This window comes from Mitsuaria sp. MSU3D (assembly GCF_056867975.1).
In genome coordinates this window covers 1,289,453-1,305,235 of the sequence record NZ_CP200314.1, presented here as the reverse complement: position 1 = coordinate 1,305,235, position 15,783 = coordinate 1,289,453, and the positions used below count along the sequence as shown (strand labels likewise).

General features: G+C 69.1%; 12 protein-coding genes. 6 read left to right on the top strand and 6 right to left on the bottom strand.

What is annotated here, in order from left to right; translation table 11 throughout:
• Positions 1 to 119: 119 nt before the first annotated feature.
• Entirely contained in the window at positions 120 to 2,657 is a 2,538-nt protein-coding gene (locus AC1VNM_RS05945) for a GspE/PulE family protein (protein WP_377155340.1), read from the top strand.
• A gap of 77 nt (positions 2,658 to 2,734) precedes the next feature.
• On the opposite strand, the gene AC1VNM_RS05940 is transcribed toward AC1VNM_RS05945, so the two are convergent.
• From AC1VNM_RS05940 to AC1VNM_RS05930, 3 genes are all read right to left on the bottom strand, one after another.
• Positions 2,735 to 2,989: a DUF1488 family protein gene (locus AC1VNM_RS05940; protein WP_377155341.1), complete on the bottom strand. Its 255-nt coding sequence runs from the start codon at positions 2,987 to 2,989 to the stop codon at positions 2,735 to 2,737.
• Between the two features lie 159 nt (positions 2,990 to 3,148).
• Positions 3,149 to 4,630 (bottom strand): acyl-CoA-binding protein, encoded by a 1,482-nt coding sequence (locus AC1VNM_RS05935; RefSeq protein WP_483106197.1) that lies wholly within the window; start codon positions 4,628 to 4,630, stop codon positions 3,149 to 3,151.
• A complete protein-coding gene (locus AC1VNM_RS05930; protein WP_483106196.1) occupies positions 4,623 to 5,897 on the bottom strand; it encodes an MASE1 domain-containing protein in 1,275 nt (424 codons plus the stop codon). The genes AC1VNM_RS05935 and AC1VNM_RS05930 overlap by 8 nt, the downstream gene beginning before the upstream one ends.
• A 90-nt stretch (positions 5,898 to 5,987) precedes the next feature.
• Between AC1VNM_RS05930 and AC1VNM_RS05925 the strand changes: the two genes are divergently transcribed.
• Positions 5,988 to 7,337: a GTP pyrophosphokinase gene (locus AC1VNM_RS05925; RefSeq protein ID WP_483106195.1), complete on the top strand. Its 1,350-nt coding sequence runs from the start codon at positions 5,988 to 5,990 to the stop codon at positions 7,335 to 7,337.
• 77 nt (positions 7,338 to 7,414) lie between these two features.
• Here the strand turns inward: AC1VNM_RS05925 and AC1VNM_RS05920 are convergent, their stop codons facing one another.
• The gene (locus AC1VNM_RS05920) at positions 7,415 to 8,743 is read right to left on the bottom strand and encodes a 3-deoxy-D-manno-octulosonic acid transferase (RefSeq protein WP_483106194.1); all 1,329 of its coding nucleotides are present in this window, start codon (positions 8,741 to 8,743) and stop codon (positions 7,415 to 7,417) included.
• A gap of 49 nt (positions 8,744 to 8,792) precedes the next feature.
• Complete coding sequence (locus AC1VNM_RS05915) at positions 8,793 to 10,181, bottom strand: phosphomannomutase/phosphoglucomutase (RefSeq protein WP_483106193.1); 1,389 nt, start codon at positions 10,179 to 10,181, stop codon at positions 8,793 to 8,795.
• 360 nt (positions 10,182 to 10,541) lie between these two features.
• Between AC1VNM_RS05915 and AC1VNM_RS05910 the strand changes: the two genes are divergently transcribed.
• The 3 genes from AC1VNM_RS05910 to AC1VNM_RS05900 all read left to right on the top strand — a co-directional run bounded on the left by AC1VNM_RS05910 (position 10,542) and on the right by AC1VNM_RS05900 (position 13,753).
• Positions 10,542 to 12,161, top strand: coding sequence for a DNA-3-methyladenine glycosylase 2 family protein (locus tag AC1VNM_RS05910; protein WP_483106192.1), 1,620 nt, complete (start codon positions 10,542 to 10,544; stop codon positions 12,159 to 12,161).
• A gap of 120 nt (positions 12,162 to 12,281) precedes the next feature.
• Positions 12,282 to 12,866, top strand: a complete 585-nt coding sequence (locus AC1VNM_RS05905) for a methylated-DNA--[protein]-cysteine S-methyltransferase (protein ID WP_483106191.1) — start codon at positions 12,282 to 12,284, stop codon at positions 12,864 to 12,866.
• Positions 12,863 to 13,753 carry a DMT family transporter gene (locus AC1VNM_RS05900; protein WP_377155350.1) on the top strand — a complete coding sequence of 297 codons (891 nt, stop codon included), beginning with the start codon at positions 12,863 to 12,865 and terminating at the stop codon, positions 13,751 to 13,753. Before AC1VNM_RS05905 ends, AC1VNM_RS05900 begins: the two co-directional genes overlap by 4 nt.
• On the opposite strand, the gene AC1VNM_RS05895 is transcribed toward AC1VNM_RS05900, so the two are convergent.
• Entirely contained in the window at positions 13,716 to 14,306 is a 591-nt protein-coding gene (locus AC1VNM_RS05895) for a TetR/AcrR family transcriptional regulator (RefSeq protein WP_377155351.1), read from the bottom strand. The genes AC1VNM_RS05900 and AC1VNM_RS05895 overlap by 38 nt on opposite strands.
• 157 nt (positions 14,307 to 14,463) lie before the next feature.
• Between AC1VNM_RS05895 and AC1VNM_RS05890 the strand changes: the two genes are divergently transcribed.
• Positions 14,464 to 15,744 (top strand): MFS transporter, encoded by a 1,281-nt coding sequence (locus AC1VNM_RS05890; protein ID WP_483106190.1) that lies wholly within the window; start codon positions 14,464 to 14,466, stop codon positions 15,742 to 15,744.
• Positions 15,745 to 15,783 lie beyond the last annotated feature (39 nt).

The window sequence follows — 15,783 nt, the reverse complement described above, 5'->3', positions numbered from 1 at the left end:
TTCGCCTGATGCCGCAGTCAGGCATGCCACCTGCTTATCTGGGTAGTGACCACTCTTCAAACGGGTTAATCTCCCGCTTCAAGAATGTCCAGATACAAATTCCCCGCGGAGACCGACCGATGACCGACCCGTCCGTGCCGCTTCAATGGCCCACAGCCCAGCCAGGCAGCGCGCCGGCCGAAGCGGCACCGCAGTTCGAGTGGCCCACCCCGCCCTTCGCCGCCTATCCGCGCCCGCGCCCGCAGCGTGAGCCGCAGGCCTGCGAGATCCTCGGCCTGAACGGCAGTCGCACGGTCGGCAAGGTGATCCTGATGGTGCCGTCGGAACGGCTGGCCCAGGTCGTCGTGCCGCCGGCGCGCAACGCGATGCCGCTGAAGTTCTCGCAGTTCAAGGCGCTCAAGCTGCTGCATGCGATCGAGGTCCCGCCGCGCGACCCGTCCACGGCGGATGACGCGACCTCGCTGGACCAGCGCCCGCGCAGCGAATTCAAGCTGGTCTACCAGGGCGGCGAGGAACAGAAGGGCACGACCATCGGCCACCACGAGACCGAGCTCGGCGTGTTCCTCTTCCCGCCGGTCAGCGAGACCAGCGACTGGGTGCGCTGCATGTTCGTGCCGCGCGAGGTCCTGGTCAGCTTCGAGGTCGGCGAGCGCATCGGCGACCTGCTGGTGCGCCAGCTGGTGGTGACGCAGGAGCAGGTCGACGCCGCCGCCGACGAGCAGCGCGAACTGCGCGACCGCCGCGTCGGCGACATCCTGGTGGCGCAGCACATCGTCAGCGCCGAGCAGTTGATGCAGGCCATCGAGCAGCAGGCCAAGATGCCGATGGTGCGCATCGGCGAGGCGCTGCTGGCGCTGGACCTGATCACGCAGGCGCAGCTGGACGAGGCGCTCGCGCAGCAGAAGCAGGACCGCTCGGTCCCGCTGGGCGAGCTGCTGGTGCGCAAGGGCATCGTCACGCGCGCCCAGCTGCAATCGGCGCTGGCCCGCAAGATGGGTTATCCGCTGGTCGACGCGGACAACTTCGCGATCGAGCCGGACTCGGTGCGCAAGCTCCCCTTCTCCGTCGCCAAGCGGCTGGAGGTGCTGCCGCTGGTGCTGCGCGACGGGCGCCTGATCGTGGCGATGGAAGATCCCACGCGGCGCGACTGCATCGACGAGGTCGAGTTCATCACCCAGCTCAAGGTCGTGCCGGCGCTGGCGCGCCTGGGCTCGCTGACCTTCGCGATCCCCGGCGCCTATGAGCGCTTCGGCAACCAGCCGGTCTCCGCCATCGGCGGTGCCCTGCCCGCGCTGACGATGGACTTCGAGCTCGACAGCTCCGACAAGCTGATCGAGACGCTCGAGCGCGAGGGCCAGGAGCAGTCCGCCCGCGAGACGGCGCGCGAGGAGGAGAAGGACCGGCAGATCGAGCAGAGCGACAACTCGCTGGTGCGGCTGATCAACACGATGATCATCGACGCGCACAACCAGAACGTGTCGGACATCCACATCGAGACCTATCCCGGCAAGGAGAAGGTCAAGATCCGCTTCCGCAAGGACGGCGTGCTGCAGCCCCACCTGGAGCTGCCGCACACCTATCGCAGCGCGCTGATCGCGCGGATCAAGATCATGTGCGACCTCGACATCTCCGAGCGCCGCAAGCCGCAGGACGGCAAGATCAACTTCGCCAAGTTCTCCGAACGCCACAAGATCGAGCTGCGGGTCGCGACCATCCCGACCAACAACAGCCTCGAGGACGTGGTGATGCGGATCCTGGCGTCGGCCAAGCCGATCCCGATGGAGAAGCTGGGGTTCTCGGAGCGCAACCTGCGCGAGCTGAAGGCGGCCTCGGAGCGGCCGTACGGCATGGTGCTGTGCGTCGGCCCGACGGGGTCGGGCAAGACGACGACGCTGCACTCGGTGCTGGCCAACATCAACACGCCGGAACGCAAGATCTGGACGGCCGAGGACCCGGTCGAAATCACGCAGGCGGGGCTGCGGCAGGTGCAGGTCAATCCGAAGATCGACTGGACCTTCGCCAAGGCGCTGCGCGCCTTCCTGCGCGCGGACCCGGACGTGATCATGGTGGGCGAGATCCGCGACGAGGAAACCGCGGAGATCGCGGTCGAGGCCTCGCTGACGGGTCACCTGGTGCTCTCCACGCTGCACACCAACAGCGCGCCGGAGACGGTCACGCGGCTGCTCGACATGGGCATGGATCCGTTCAACTTCGCCGACTCGCTGCTGGCGGTGCTGGCGCAACGGCTGGTGCGGCGCATCTGCCCGTCATGCCGCAAGTCCGAACCGATGTCGGACACGACGCTCAACGAGCTGCTCGACGACTACCTGCATGTGTTCTCGGCCGAGAACCGGCCGGACCGCGAGAAGGTCCTCGCCGAGTGGAAGGGCCTGTACGGCCAGCCCAACCTGCTTCAGTACCACTCGCCCGGCTGCGACAAGTGCGACCACACCGGCTTCAAGGGCCGCGCGGGCCTGCATGAGCTGCTGACCGTCACCCGGCCCATCCGCCGCCTCATCCAGACCGGCGGGCGCGCGGAAGAGCTCATGCATCTGGCCATGTCCGAAGGCATGACGACGCTGAGACAGGACGGGATCGCGAAAGTCCTGCAAGGGGTCACGACGCTCGGCGAGGTCCGGTCGACCAGCAACCAGTAGCCCCCGTCGCGAGGTGCGGTCGCGAGGCCCTGTCGCGACGCGCCATCGCGAGTGGCCCGCGAGTGGCCCGCGAGTGGCTATTCGACCTTCAGGTCGTGATCGCGCAGCATGATGGGCTCGCGAGAGCCGCCGGCGATGCGGCGTCGGACGATCCCTTCGAGTTCATCCGTGTGGGCCTGAAAGGTCTGCAGCGGATCGTCGTTCGTGCCGTTGGGGCTGTAGCGATAGTGCAGCGTCTCGCGCCGGACGGAGGCGCCGATGAATTGCTCGCCAACGAGCACCCAGAAGCGGATGGATCCGGAACTCAGGTCGTAGAACGCGGCTGGCTTCACTCTGTCTCCTGACGCTGACGCATCACCATGGGAGATCAGGTTGCGGGCATCCGCCCGCGCCGTCTGTGCACCGGCACACACAGGCCGGCGCCGGCCCATTCTGCACTTTCGGCCCATTCGGCGCTTTCGGCGCTTTCGGCCCTTCCAGGCCTTTCGGCCTCAGGCCGCGACGGCCGGGGCATCGGCGGCCTTGAGCTCCTGCACCAGCGCGACGTACTCGCTCATGGCCTGCTCGCGCGGCCGACCTCGTAGGCTCGCCCAGGCGTCGTACTTCGCACGCCCCACCACGTCCAGGACGCCCGGCCGCTCGCCGGTGGCGTCGCCGAGGCTCCCCTGCTTGTACAGCGCATACAACCGCAGCAGACTGGCCTCATCGGGCGCCCTGGCGAGCGTCCGGGACAGCGCGGCCGCGGCCTCGAAGGCCGCTTCGGCCGGGCTGGGGCCATCGGGCACGGGCTCGCCGCCGAAGTGCTCGTCCTCCAGCGCGGGCTCGTCCGGGAACCATCGTGCCTCGATCAGCCGCCCTTGATGCAGGCTGATCGCCAGCACGCCCTGGGAGGCCAGTGAACCGGTCTTCAGCGTCGTCGGCAGCACCGCCATGCCGGCATTGAGCACCGGCGTGCCGAAAGCGGTGAACGTCAGCCCCTCGCCCGCCCAAGCCTGCAAGCGCGCCAGGCCCTTGACGCCGCGGAAGATGCCGGTGCTGCGGTTGTGGCCCGGCTGGTACCAGGTGAAGTCGGGGATGCCGCGCTCGTACAGGGCGGCGAAGTCGGCGCGCTCCAGGTCCGCGCGGGCGGCGGCCAACAGCGCGTCGATCGCCTCGCGGCTCATGCGCGGATCGTCGCGGCTCACGCCCAGGCCAGCGTCGCTGGCGCCGAAGAATTCCAGGGTGCGCTGGGCGACGATCTCCTTGTCGTTGTCCACGCAGATCAGGTGATAGCTGTTCTCCAGAATCACCATGCGCGCCTGGCCGGCGCGCTTGCCGGCGCCGATGTGCTCGACGAGAAAATTGGCGGAGCGGACGCTGGTCAATTCATCCTCGCGCGCATGGATCACCAGCGTGGGACAGGGAATGCGGGTCAGGTCCTTCCTCACGAAGCGGCGCAGGCGATCCACCTCGCGGATGCAGGCCAGCGGGACCCAGCTGTAGGCGAAGGCATCGCCGCGCTCGAACTTGGCGCGCACGATGGCGCGCAGCTGATCGTTCTTGATGCCGTACGGATCTTCCTCATCCACGCGCATCCGGTCCGTCACGCCCGGCACCAGGTACAGCAGGTGGCGCAGCCCGCGATACCAGGGCGTGGACCAGCCATCGATGAAGACCGGTGGCGCCAGCGCGACCAGACGTCCCTTGTCGTGCCGTTCGCGCTTGCAGGTCTCGATGGCCAGCAGCGAGCCCATGCACATGCCCATCACATGCAGCACCTCGTGCTGGTCGACGATCTCGCGGTACTTGGCCCGGACCGCCTCCAGCCAGTCCTCGGCGCGCACGCCGAGCAGGTCGGACGGCTGGCCGCCGTGGCCCGGCAGCGTGATCGAGTAGGTGACGAAGCCCGCGTTCTTCAGGCGCTTGTGCATCGAGCCCAGGTCGTACTGCGTGCCGCCGAGGCCATGGATCAGGAAAACGGCCGGCTCAGCCATGGGTCTTCTCCCCGGCCGCCAGACTCAGCAGGGCCACGACCAGCTCGACCCGACCGTCGCCGCCGTGCACCGCGGCCAGCCGCTCGCGCACGCGCTGCACCTGTCCGCCCGGCAGGCGCAGCGTGTAGGCCTGCTCGCTGGAGGCGCGCACGCCCTGCGCCACCGCCTGCCAGGTGGCTTCCACCAGGCCGCGTTCCGCGGGGTCGATCAAGTCGAGCCAGTCCTGGATAGTGACGGCGGCCGACGCCGCGCGGCCCAGGACCTGGTCGGCACCCGCCCCCCAGGTGGCCCGGCCGGTGGTGGCGTCGTACTCGACGCTGGCCACGCCCACGGCCCGCAGCGTGCGCTCGTAGCGCAGGTGCCACTCGTCCGCGCGGGCAAGCGCGGCGCGACGCCCCTCGGCCAGCGCGCGGGTCACCAGCAGCACGGCCGCCCACACCATCACGAAGCCCTGCACCTCGACGACGGCCTCGCCGCGGAAGCCTTCATGGAACGCGAACGGCCCGTCGCCCTGCGCCGTGCGTCCGATGATCAGCAAGGCGCCGAGCAAGGTGGCCAGCGTGCCGCCGCGAGCGCCCCACATCAGCGACGCCACCAGCAGGAAAGGCATCGGCACGTAGGCCAAGGTCGCCGCGACGCCGCCCCAACGCTGCGCGGCCTGGTCCGAGAACACCAGCAGCACGGCGATGATGAAGCCGGCGAATGCCACCGCCCCGCCGAGGAACGGCGCCATCGGCAGGCCGCCCGATCGTCTGATGCGGAAGCCCTGGAAGGCGGTGACCAGCGGCGCGACCAGCAGCAGGCCGACGATCGTCGACAGCGCCCACGCGCGCCACTCGACGCCGAGGTCTGCGTCCGGACGTTGCCAGCCCCACAGCAAGGTCGCCAGCGTGGCCCCGATCAGCGACGCCGCCACGGCGCCGGCCATCAAGAGCGCCGCCCCGCGAGGCGTCTGCGAATCCTGTCGGCCGAGCGTCGCGATCCAGGCGCCCAGCGCCATGCTCGACACCTCGATGCCGGCGAACGCCAATGCCGGGCCGACCCCGAGCCGGTGATCCACAAGGCCCCACACGGTCGCGGCCACCCCGGCGCCCGCCAGAAGCGCCGGCCAGGCCCAGCGGGCGCTGACCAGCAGAGCGGCGAACGTGATGCCGCTGCTCAGCCAGACCAGCGTGGTCTGCGTCGCGGCATGGGCCATGGACCGCGACAACATGGCCGCCGCCAGCCACAGCAGGGCCACCAAGGCGGCCTTCATCAGATGTTGCATTGATGCTCCCTCACGCCCAGGTCGCGGAACAGGATAGCGTGAGGATTTGCGTCAGGGCAAGCGTGTCAGGTCTTGCCAGGCCGGCGTTGCATGACTCGCCGCGGCGGCTGCGGGGAGTTGTGCAGAGTTTCCCTGGACCAGGCCTCCGCGCTGCCGACGACTGTGGCCGGCGCACGGTGCGATGATGGGCAGGAGCACGAGCGCACCCGTTTCCGGACTGAGCGCTGTACAGGTGTCGCAGGGCCGCTGCGCCCTGGCGAGTCGATCGATGAGACGGTCGCCGGTTGGAAGCCGGCGATCACAATGGAGAGGAGAACCATGGCGAGTCTGGACTTCGAGGGCGAGAAGGCACAGTTCCGTGTCTTCTACGACGCCAATTCGGCGATGCTGGAGAACGCCAGCAGGTCGCTGGTCAGCCTCCTCACGGACCTGCTCCCACAACTCGGCTCGGTGCCCTTCTCCAAGATCGAGTCGCGGCTGAAGGACCGCGAGGAGTGCATCAAGAAATTCAATCTCAAATACCGTCAAGCCCTGGAAGCCGGGTCGACGGCGTACGAGATCAGGAACCACGTCAGTGACCTGGTGGGCCTGCGCATCGTCTGCCTCTATGAGGACGACATCGAGAAGATCGGCGCGATTCTCCAGAGCGAGTTCGAGGTGGTCGAAGTCACCGACAAGATCTCGACCATCGAGAACACGGAGGCCTCGTTCGGCTACAAGGGTCTGCATTTCGATCTCAAGCTGAAGAACCCGCGGCTCGAGTTGCCCGAGTACCGGGCCTATGCGGACCTTCAGTTCGAAGTGCAGGTACGGACGATCGTGCAGGACTCCTGGAGCGTGCTGGATCACAAGATCAAGTACAAGAAGTCCATTCCCAACCATCTGAAGCGCCGGATCAACACGCTGGCCGCGCTCTTCGAGCTGGCCGACCGCGAGTTCCGGCAGATTCGGGACTCCACCGAAGAGGAGCTTCAAAAGGAAGAGGACGAGCCGGCCGAGCCAGCGGAAACGTCGGTTCCGCAAGGCGTCAATGGTGCGGCGCCAGGTGAAGCGCCGCGTACCGAGCCTCCCGAGTCCCCGGCGACCGAGCGTCGCAGCGCGAAGCTCAACGCCTTCAATTTCCTGAAGATCGCCAGCCATTTCTTCCCCACCTTCGACTTCGTGCCGCAGAAGGTGGATGGCTTCGTTCAGGAGATCGTGACGGCGCAGCCGTCCATTTCACGCTCGGAGTTCAACCAGTACCTGCGCGAGAACATCGGCATCGTCAAGCGATACCAGGTCCACTTCGAAGACAGTTCCGAGAACCGGATGAATCCTTTCACCGTGATCCGTCACAGCCTCTATCTGGGCGACAAGACGCTGTTCCAAGGCATCCTGACGAGTCTCGCCAAGAAGAACTTCGAGGAGTGGCTCTCGGTCCACGCCGTCGAGGAACTCTGAGGCCACGGCCGCTGGGCGAGATCCCGTCCTGAACCGCGCCGAGGCGCCCGTTCGCGGGCCTTCAGGACTGGCGACGCCTAGCGCGCCAGAAGGTCCAGGATCGGCGCCGCCATCCGCGCCGCCGCGCCGCGATGCGCGGCAGCGAAGGCCGTGGCCGACGCAGCCATGGCATCGCGCTCATCCGGCCTCGTGAGCAACGCGAGCGCCTCTGCCACGCCCCGCGGCAGGGTCTCGACGCGCCGCGCGGCGCCTGCCTGCAGCGACAGCTCCGCCGCCTCGGCGAAGTTGAAGGTGTGCGGTCCCATGAACAGCGGCACGCCGCAGGCGGCCGTCTCGATCAGGTTCTGTCCGCCGAGCTTCTCGAAGCTGCCGCCGAGCAGCGCGACGTCGGCCAGGCCGTAGTACAGCGCCATCTCGCGCATCGAGTCGCCCAGCCACACGTCCGCCACGCCCGCGCTCAGCGGCGGCGTGGCGATGTCGCTGGTGCCGAAGGCGCTGCGGCGCGCGAGCGTGAGGCCGGCCTCGGTCACCATCGCGGCGATCTCGTCGAAGCGCTGCGGGTGCCGCGGCACGATCAGCAGCAGCGGTGAACCCGCCTGCGCCCTCGCCTGCGACGCCGCCTTCCAGGCGGCCAGCATCGCGGACTCCTCGCCTTCGCGAGACACCGCCAGCATCACCACGGGCCGGTTCAGCCCGGCGCGCCACGCGCGGCTTCGCGCGAGCAGCGCGTCATCGGGCTGGAGGTCGAACTTCAGGTTGCCGCAGACGCGCACGTCCACGACGCCGGCCTGACGCAGCCGATCGGCATCGGCCGCCGTCTGCGCCAGCGCCAGCCGCAGGCTGCGCGCCGCCGGCGCCAGCAGCGCCTTGAACTTCTCGCCGCGACGCAGGCTGCGCGCAGACAGCCGCGCATTCGCGAGCACCATCGGCACGCCCGCCTTCCGCGTCTCGTGCTGCACGTTGGGCCAGATCTCGGTTTCCATCAGCACGCCGACCGACGGCCGCGTGCGCTTCAGGAAACGGCGCACCGCGCCGGGCGTGTCGAAGGGCAGCCAGCGCTGCGTGTCGCCGTCGCGCAGCAGCGCGCGGCCGGCCTCCCGGCCGGTCGCCGTCGTGTGCGTGAGCAGCAGCCGCATGCCGGGCCGCTCCTGGCGCAGTCGCTCGATCAGCGCCGCAGCCGCCCGCGTCTCGCCCAGCGAGACCGCATGCACCCAGATCGCGCCCGGGGCGATCGCCTCGCCGAAGCCGAAGCGTTCGCCCGGATGCACCGCGTAGAGCGGCTCCACGCGCCCGCGCAGCAGCACGCGCGCCAGGTAGGCAGGCGTCGCGAGCCTCAGCACGGTGCTGAAGACCGCGCGCGCCAGGCGCTCCTTGAACGAATCGGAACTCAAAGGCGAATGCCCCATGCCGCGATCAAGGAGCCCGCCAACGATGGGCCGCTCAACGATGCGCCGCTCAATGGCCGGACGTGAACGTGATGTCCGGCTTCACGCGCTGGAGCTGGGCCAGCACTTCCTTCTGGATGCGCTCCAGCGCTTCCTGCGTGTGGCCTTCGAAGCGCAGCACCAGCACCGGCGTCGTGTTGGACGCGCGCACCAGGCCGAAGCCGTCGTCGTACTCCACGCGGATGCCGTCGATCGTGATGATGTCCTTGGCGTTCGGGAACTCGGCGATCTCCTTGAGCTTGGCGACGACCTCGTGGTGCTCGCCTTCCTTGCAGGGGACGTTCAGTTCCGGCGTGTTGACGCTGTTGGGCAGGTCGTTCAGGACTTTGCTCGGGTCGTCGCTGCGCGAGAGGATTTCCAGCATGCGCGCGGCGGTGTACATCGCGTCGTCGAAGCCGTACCAGCGCTCGGCGAAGAAGATGTGGCCCGACAGCTCGCCGGCCAGCGGCGCGCCGGTTTCCTTCAGCTTGGCCTTGGCCAGCGAGTGGCCCGTCATCCACATCAGCGGCTTGCCGCCGTGCTCGACGATCCACGGGGCCAGGCGTTGCGTGCACTTGACGTCGAAGATGATCTCCGAGCCCGGCAGGCGCGTCAGGATGTCCGCCGCGATCAGCATGATCTGGCGGTCCGGCATGATCATCGTGCCGTCCTTGGTGACGATGCCCAGGCGGTCGCCGTCGCCGTCGAAGGCCAGGCCCAGCTCGGCGTCGGTCGCGTGCACGATGCGCCGGAGGTCCTCGAGGTTCTCGGGACGCGACGGATCCGGATGGTGGTTGGGGAAGTCGCCGTCCACCTTCGAGAAGATGTCCACCACCTCGCAGCCCAGCGCGCGCAGGATGGCCGGGGCGGTCGCGCCCGGGATGCCGTTGCCGCTGTCGACCACGACCTTCATCGGACGCGACAGCTTGGCATCCTTGACGATGCGCTGGGTGTACTCGGCGATGACGTCCATCTGGCCGACGCGGCCGTTGCCGGTGGCGTAGTCCTCGGACTCGATGCGGCGCTTCAGGCCCTGGATCTGCTCGCCGTAGACGGCGGCGCCCTTCAGGACCATCTTGAAGCCGTTGTAATCCTTCGGGTTGTGGCTGCCCGTGACCATGATGCCGGAGTTGCAGCCATGCTTGCCGCGCGTCGCGGCCACGTAGTACAGCATCGGCGTCGTGACGGCGCCGATGTCGACGACGTCCAGACCGGTCGACTTCAGCCCGCGGATCAGCGCGTTCACCAGCGACGGGCCCGACAGGCGGCCGTCGCGGCCGACGGCAACGGCCTTCTCACCGGCGTTGATCGCCTCGGTGCCGAAGGACTTGCCGAGATGCTCGGCGAGCGTCTCGTCCAGCGTCGTGCCCACGACCCCGCGGATGTCATAGGCCTTGAAGATGGATGCGTGAACTTGCATGTGCTTCCTTGCAGGAATTGGTGGTGGTTCGAAACTGGGGCGCATTGTAGGCAGCGCCTATGAGAGGTCCGTGTAACCCGGTGCACGGCGGGCTACAGAGGGCAATTCCCGGGCCAGGATTGAGCGCGCGGGGATCGGCCAAGGCTCCTTGGTACCGAGCGATCGGGAACCGGCCAGGGCCCCCTTTTCTCCATGTCCCTCCTTTGTCGGCCGCCACGGCCTCCAAATTCCCTCCTCGACTTCCGAAAAGGGGGCCCTGGCCGGTTCCCTCCGGACGTCTCGTGGTGGGCCCCCAGGGGGAACAGGGACATGTCCGAAAACGGCGAGAACCGCCGGACACCGGCTCCTATGATCCTTGCCATGGACTTCCTTCTCGACCCGGATCACTGCTACCCCGCGCTGCTGGCGCGCGACGCGCGCTTCGACGGTCAATGGTTCGTCGGCGTGACCTCGACCGGCGTCTATTGCCGCCCGATCTGCCGGGTGCGCGCGCCGCGACGAGAGAACTGCCGCTTCTTCCCCAGCGCCTCGCTGGCCGAGGCCGCCCACTTCCGCCCGTGCCTGAAATGCCGCCCCGAACTGGCGCCGGCCGCACGCCCATGGAGCACGATGGACGCCGCCGAGGTGCTGGCACGCGAAGCAGCACGCTGGCTCGACGAATGCGCGCCAGAGGAAGCCTCGCTGCCCACACTCGCCGCGCACCTGGGCGTCAGCGAGCGCCATGTGCGCCGCGTCTTCACCGCCGTGCACGGCGTTGCACCGCTCCAGTACCTGCAGACGCGCCGGCTGCTGCTGGCCAAGCAGCTGCTGACCGACACGCGGCTGCCGATCGGCGAGGTCGCGCTCGCGGCAGGCTTCTCGAGCCTGCGCCGCTTCAACGCCGCCTTCCAGGAACACTACCGTCTGAGTCCCAGCGCGCTGCGCAAGGGCGGCGCCGAGGCCGATTCGAGCGCATCCGGCAACGCGCTGGAGACCGCCGAGCTGCGTCTGGACCTGCGCCCGCCGCTGCTGAGCTCGGCGCTGCTGAACTTCCTCGCCACCCGTGCGGTGCCAGGTGTTGAGCAGGTCGATGTCGAGCGCCTGTCGCTGTCGCGCAGCGTGCGACTGGTGCGCCCGGGCCAGGCGGACGTGCTGGGCTGGCTGTCGCTGCGACTGCCCCCCGACGGCGATGAACGGCCGCGCGTGCGCCTGTCGCTGAGCGCGTCGCTGTGGCCGGTGATCGCGCCGCTGATGCCGCGCCTGCGCCGCTGGCTCGACCTCGATGCCGACCCGCAGGCCATCGCCGCCGCGCTCGGCGAGACCCTCGGTCCTGCCGCCGCGGGACTGCGCCTGCCGGGGTCGCTGGACCGATTCGAACTCGCGATCCGCGCCGTGCTCGGTCAGCAGGTGACGGTCGCGGCCGCACGCACGCTGGCCACGCGCCTGATCGCCAGATTCGGCGAGCCGTTGCCCGATGCCGCTGGCGCCCCGCCCGGCGTGACGCATGTGTTCCCGACGCCGGCCACGTTGGCCGCCGCCACGGTCGACGACATCGCCCCGATCGGCATGCCCGGCCGCCGGGCCGAGGCGCTGATCCACCTTGCCCGCCAATGGCCGACGCTGGCCTTTGCCCAGGGCCGCGGCACGGTGGAGGACGCGATCGCGGAGCTCGCCGCCCTGCCCGGCCTTGGTCCGTGGACGGCGCACTACATGTTGATGCGCGGCTGGAGCTGGCCCGACGCCTATCTGCCGGGCGATGTCGTGCTGAAGCAATGCCTTGAAGAACGCGCCGGCCAGCCGCTGCGTCCGCGCGAACTGATCGCTGCCGCCGAGCATTTCGCTCCTTACCGCAGCTACGCCGTGTTGCAACTATGGCGGGATGCCGCAACGAAATCCGCCGCTGCGAGGACTCTCTCGAAGTCGGCCGCTGCCAAGTCCGTTTCGAAGTCCGCCGCTGCCAAACCCACCCGAAGTCAACCCAGGGTTGTGGGGCCGGAATGAGGCTGGGGGTTCCCGGAGGGATGCCCCCTGCCTCGTGGAGAGCCCGCGCTTGGCCCACCGGAGTTGGCGGACCTCCCGCCAAACCAAGGCCCGGCCTCCCGCCCACCAAGGAGAGTTTCGATGAACCACCGCCACCACACTGCCTGGACCGAGACCGACACCCCGCTCGGCCGCCTGCTGATCGCGCGCAATGCCGAGGGCTTGTCGGGTCTGTGGTTCGAGGACCAGAAGTACCACCCCGGCGCCCTTGCTGCTCCCCGCGACGATGAGGACGCGCTGCTGCGCGACACCGTCGCGGCGATGAAGGACTACTTCGCTGGCCGGACCGCGGCGCTTCCCCCGATGTCGCCCTCGGGCACCGCATTCCAGCAAGCCGTGTGGCGGGCCCTGCTCGGCATCCCGGCGGGCGAGACCCTGACCTACGGCCAGCTCGCCGCACGCCTGGGCCGGCCGGAGGCCGTGCGCGCCGTCGCGGCGGCGGTGGGGCGCAACCCGGTGTCGGTGCTGATCCCGTGCCACCGCGTCCTCGGCGCTGACGGCAGCCTCACCGGTTACGCCGGCGGCCTCCACCGCAAGGAAGCCCTACTGACAATTGAAGGAGGCCTGCCCGCTAAGCTGCGCTCCTCGCCCATAGAGACTCCTCCCGGGACCCCGGCCCTTCGCCGTCCCGGCAAGCACGACAACAACCAAGAGGCCCCCGCGTGAAGCGTAGCGATCTGATCGAACTGCTGGTCCTGGCCGCCATCTGGGGCGCGTCCTTCCTGTTCATGCGCGTGGCCGCGCCGGAGTTCGGCGCGGTGGCGACGGCTGCCGTGCGCGTGGCCGGGGCCTCGCTGTTCCTGATCCCGCTGCTGGGCCTGCGCGAAGGACTCGGCGACCTGCGCACTCACTGGAAGGGCCTGCTGCTGGTCGGTCTGCTGAACAGCGCCTTCCCGTTCGCGCTGTTCAGCTTCGCGGCGCTGTCGATCAACGCCGGCCTGTCGAGCATCCTCAACGCCACCACGCCGATGTGGGGCGCGCTGGTCGCGTGGGCCTGGTTCGGGCAACGCCTGGACGGGTCGCGGATGCTGGGCCTGGCGCTGGGCTTCGCGGGTGTCGTGCTGCTGGCCTGGGACAAGGCCTCGTTCAAGCCCGGCGGCAGCGGCTTCGCGATCGTCGCCTGCCTGATCGCCGCGCTGAGCTACGGCGTCGCCGCCAGCGCCACCAAGCGCTACCTCACCGGCGCCAGCCCGCTGGCCGTCGCCACCGGCAGCCAGTTCGCCGCCGCGCTGCTGCTGGCCGCGCCGGCCTGGTCGCTGCGTCCGGCCGCGATGCCGAGCGGTCACGCCTGGGGCGCGGTGGCGTTGCTGGCGCTGCTGTGCACCGGCATCGCCTACATCCTGTTCTTCCGGCTGATGAAGCGCGTCGGCCCGACCAACACGATCTCGGTGACCTTCCTGATCCCGGTCTTCGGCCTGCTGTGGGGCTGGATCTTCCTCGGCGAGACGCTGAGCGCCAGCATGGCCGCGGGTTGCCTCGTCGTGCTGCTCGGCACCGCGCTGGCGGTGGGTGTGCTCAAGCTGCCTTCGACGTCGCCTCCAGCGACGTCCTGAGGATCCTGTCCGACAGGCCCGGTGCCGCGCCCGCGCAGGCCCGGGCCAGGATCATCCCGCCGACCATCGTCGACAGCACGCCGATCGCGCGGGCTTCATCCTCCGCGGTCGGCTCGTCGACGATCGTGCCGTCGGGCCGGTGCACGGCCAGCTCGCGCAGGTAGGCGGCGATGCCGGTGCTCATCGATTCGCGCAGCAGACCGCCCTCGCGCGCCGCGTCGACGCCCAGCGCCGCCATCGGGCATCCCGCCCCGGGCGCGTCGCGATGCGCGGCGCCGAAGTAGCGTTTGAGGAAAGGCTGGTAGTCGCCGCCGTGCTTCTCCAGTTGCGCGCCCAGCCGCGACAGCGAGCCTTCGAAGGCCACATCGCAGGCTTCGGCCGCGAGTTCCTCCTTCGACGCAAAGCGCCCATAGAAGCCGCCGTGCGTGAAGCCGGCCTCGCGGGAGATCTCCGCCAGACCGACCCCGGCCACGCCCCGCTCGCGGTACAACTTGGATGCCGCGTCGACCAGCGCCTTGCGGTTGGCGGCCGATTGCTCTTTGGTGACTTTCATGATGGGCACCATTGTAGGAAGCCCCGCTACAACTTCCGGCCGAGGCGCGATGTCACGATTTTGAGTAGGGGCATCATCAAATCTGCGGCGGGCGTCGGAAATCCCGATACGATGGCGGCCATCATTAAAACAGGCACCCCTGGAAGGATCCTCCCGCATGCTTGCCGCCGCCATGTCCCGACGCATGACCCACCGGGGTCTGCACTTCAGCTGGGTGATCGCCGGGCTGACCTTCCTGACGATGCTGTTCATGTCGGCGGCGCTGGGCCTGCCCGGCGCGATGCTGCAGCCGCTGGCGCAGGAATTCGGCTGGTCCACCAGCCAGATCTCGTCGGCGCTGGCGTTGCGTTTCGCGCTGTTCGGATTGATGGGGCCGTTCGCGGCGGTGCTGATGGAGCGCTTCGGCGTGCGCGCCGTCGTCAGCGTGGCCCTGGGGCTGGTCGGCGGCGGCATGCTGCTGGCCGGGCTGGTCACGCAGCTGTGGCACCTGGTCGTGCTGTGGGGCGTGGTGCTGGGTCTGGGCAGCGGCATGACGGCGCTGGTGCTCGGCGCCATCGTGTCCAACCGCTGGTTCGCGACGCGCAAGGGCCTGATCATGGGCATCCTCACCGCGAGCGCCGCGACCGGCCAGTTGATCTGCCTGCCGATCGCCGCCTGGATGATCGAGCGTTGGGGCTGGCGCGCGCCGCTGCTGCCGCTGGCCGTGCTGTGCCTGGCGGTGATGAGCCTGGTGCTGCTGTTCATGCGCGACCGGCCGTCGGATGTGGGCCTCGCGCCCTATGGCGCCGATCCTGCCGCTGCCGCGGCGCCGGCCGCGCCCGCCGCCAAGGTCACGTGGCTCACGCCGTTCACCGCCTTGCGTGAAGCGTCGAGCCAACCGACCTTCTGGCTGCTCTTCGGCACCTTCTTCATCTGCGGGCTGTCCACCAACGGCCTGGTGCAGACCCATTTCATCTCGCTGTGCGGCGACTACGGTCTGGCGGCGGTGCCGGCGGCCTCGGTGCTGGCGATGATGGGGATCTTCGACTTCATCGGCACGATCCTGTCGGGCTGGCTCAGCGACCGCTACGACACCCGCAAGCTGCTGTGCTGGTACTACGCGCTGCGCGGGCTGTCGCTGATGTGGTTGCCGAACGCGGAGTTCACGCTCTACGGGCTGTCGCTGTTCGCGGTGTTCTACGGACTGGACTGGATCGCGACGGTGCCGCCGACGGTGCGCCTGACGGCGGAGCGCTTCGGCGCGGCGAAGGTGGGGATGGTGTTCGGTTGGATCTTCGCGGGCCACCAGATCGGCGCGGCAGTCGCAGCCTACGGCGCGGGGCTGAGCCGCAGCCTGCTGCTGAGCTACGCCCCGGCGCTGTACGTCGCCGGCGCGGCCTGCCTGCTGGCGGCGGTCATGGCGATGGTGATCCGTCGGAAGACGGTCGCTGCGAGTTGAGCCTCCAATGACATCGGGGCCCGAAGGCCCCGATACAGC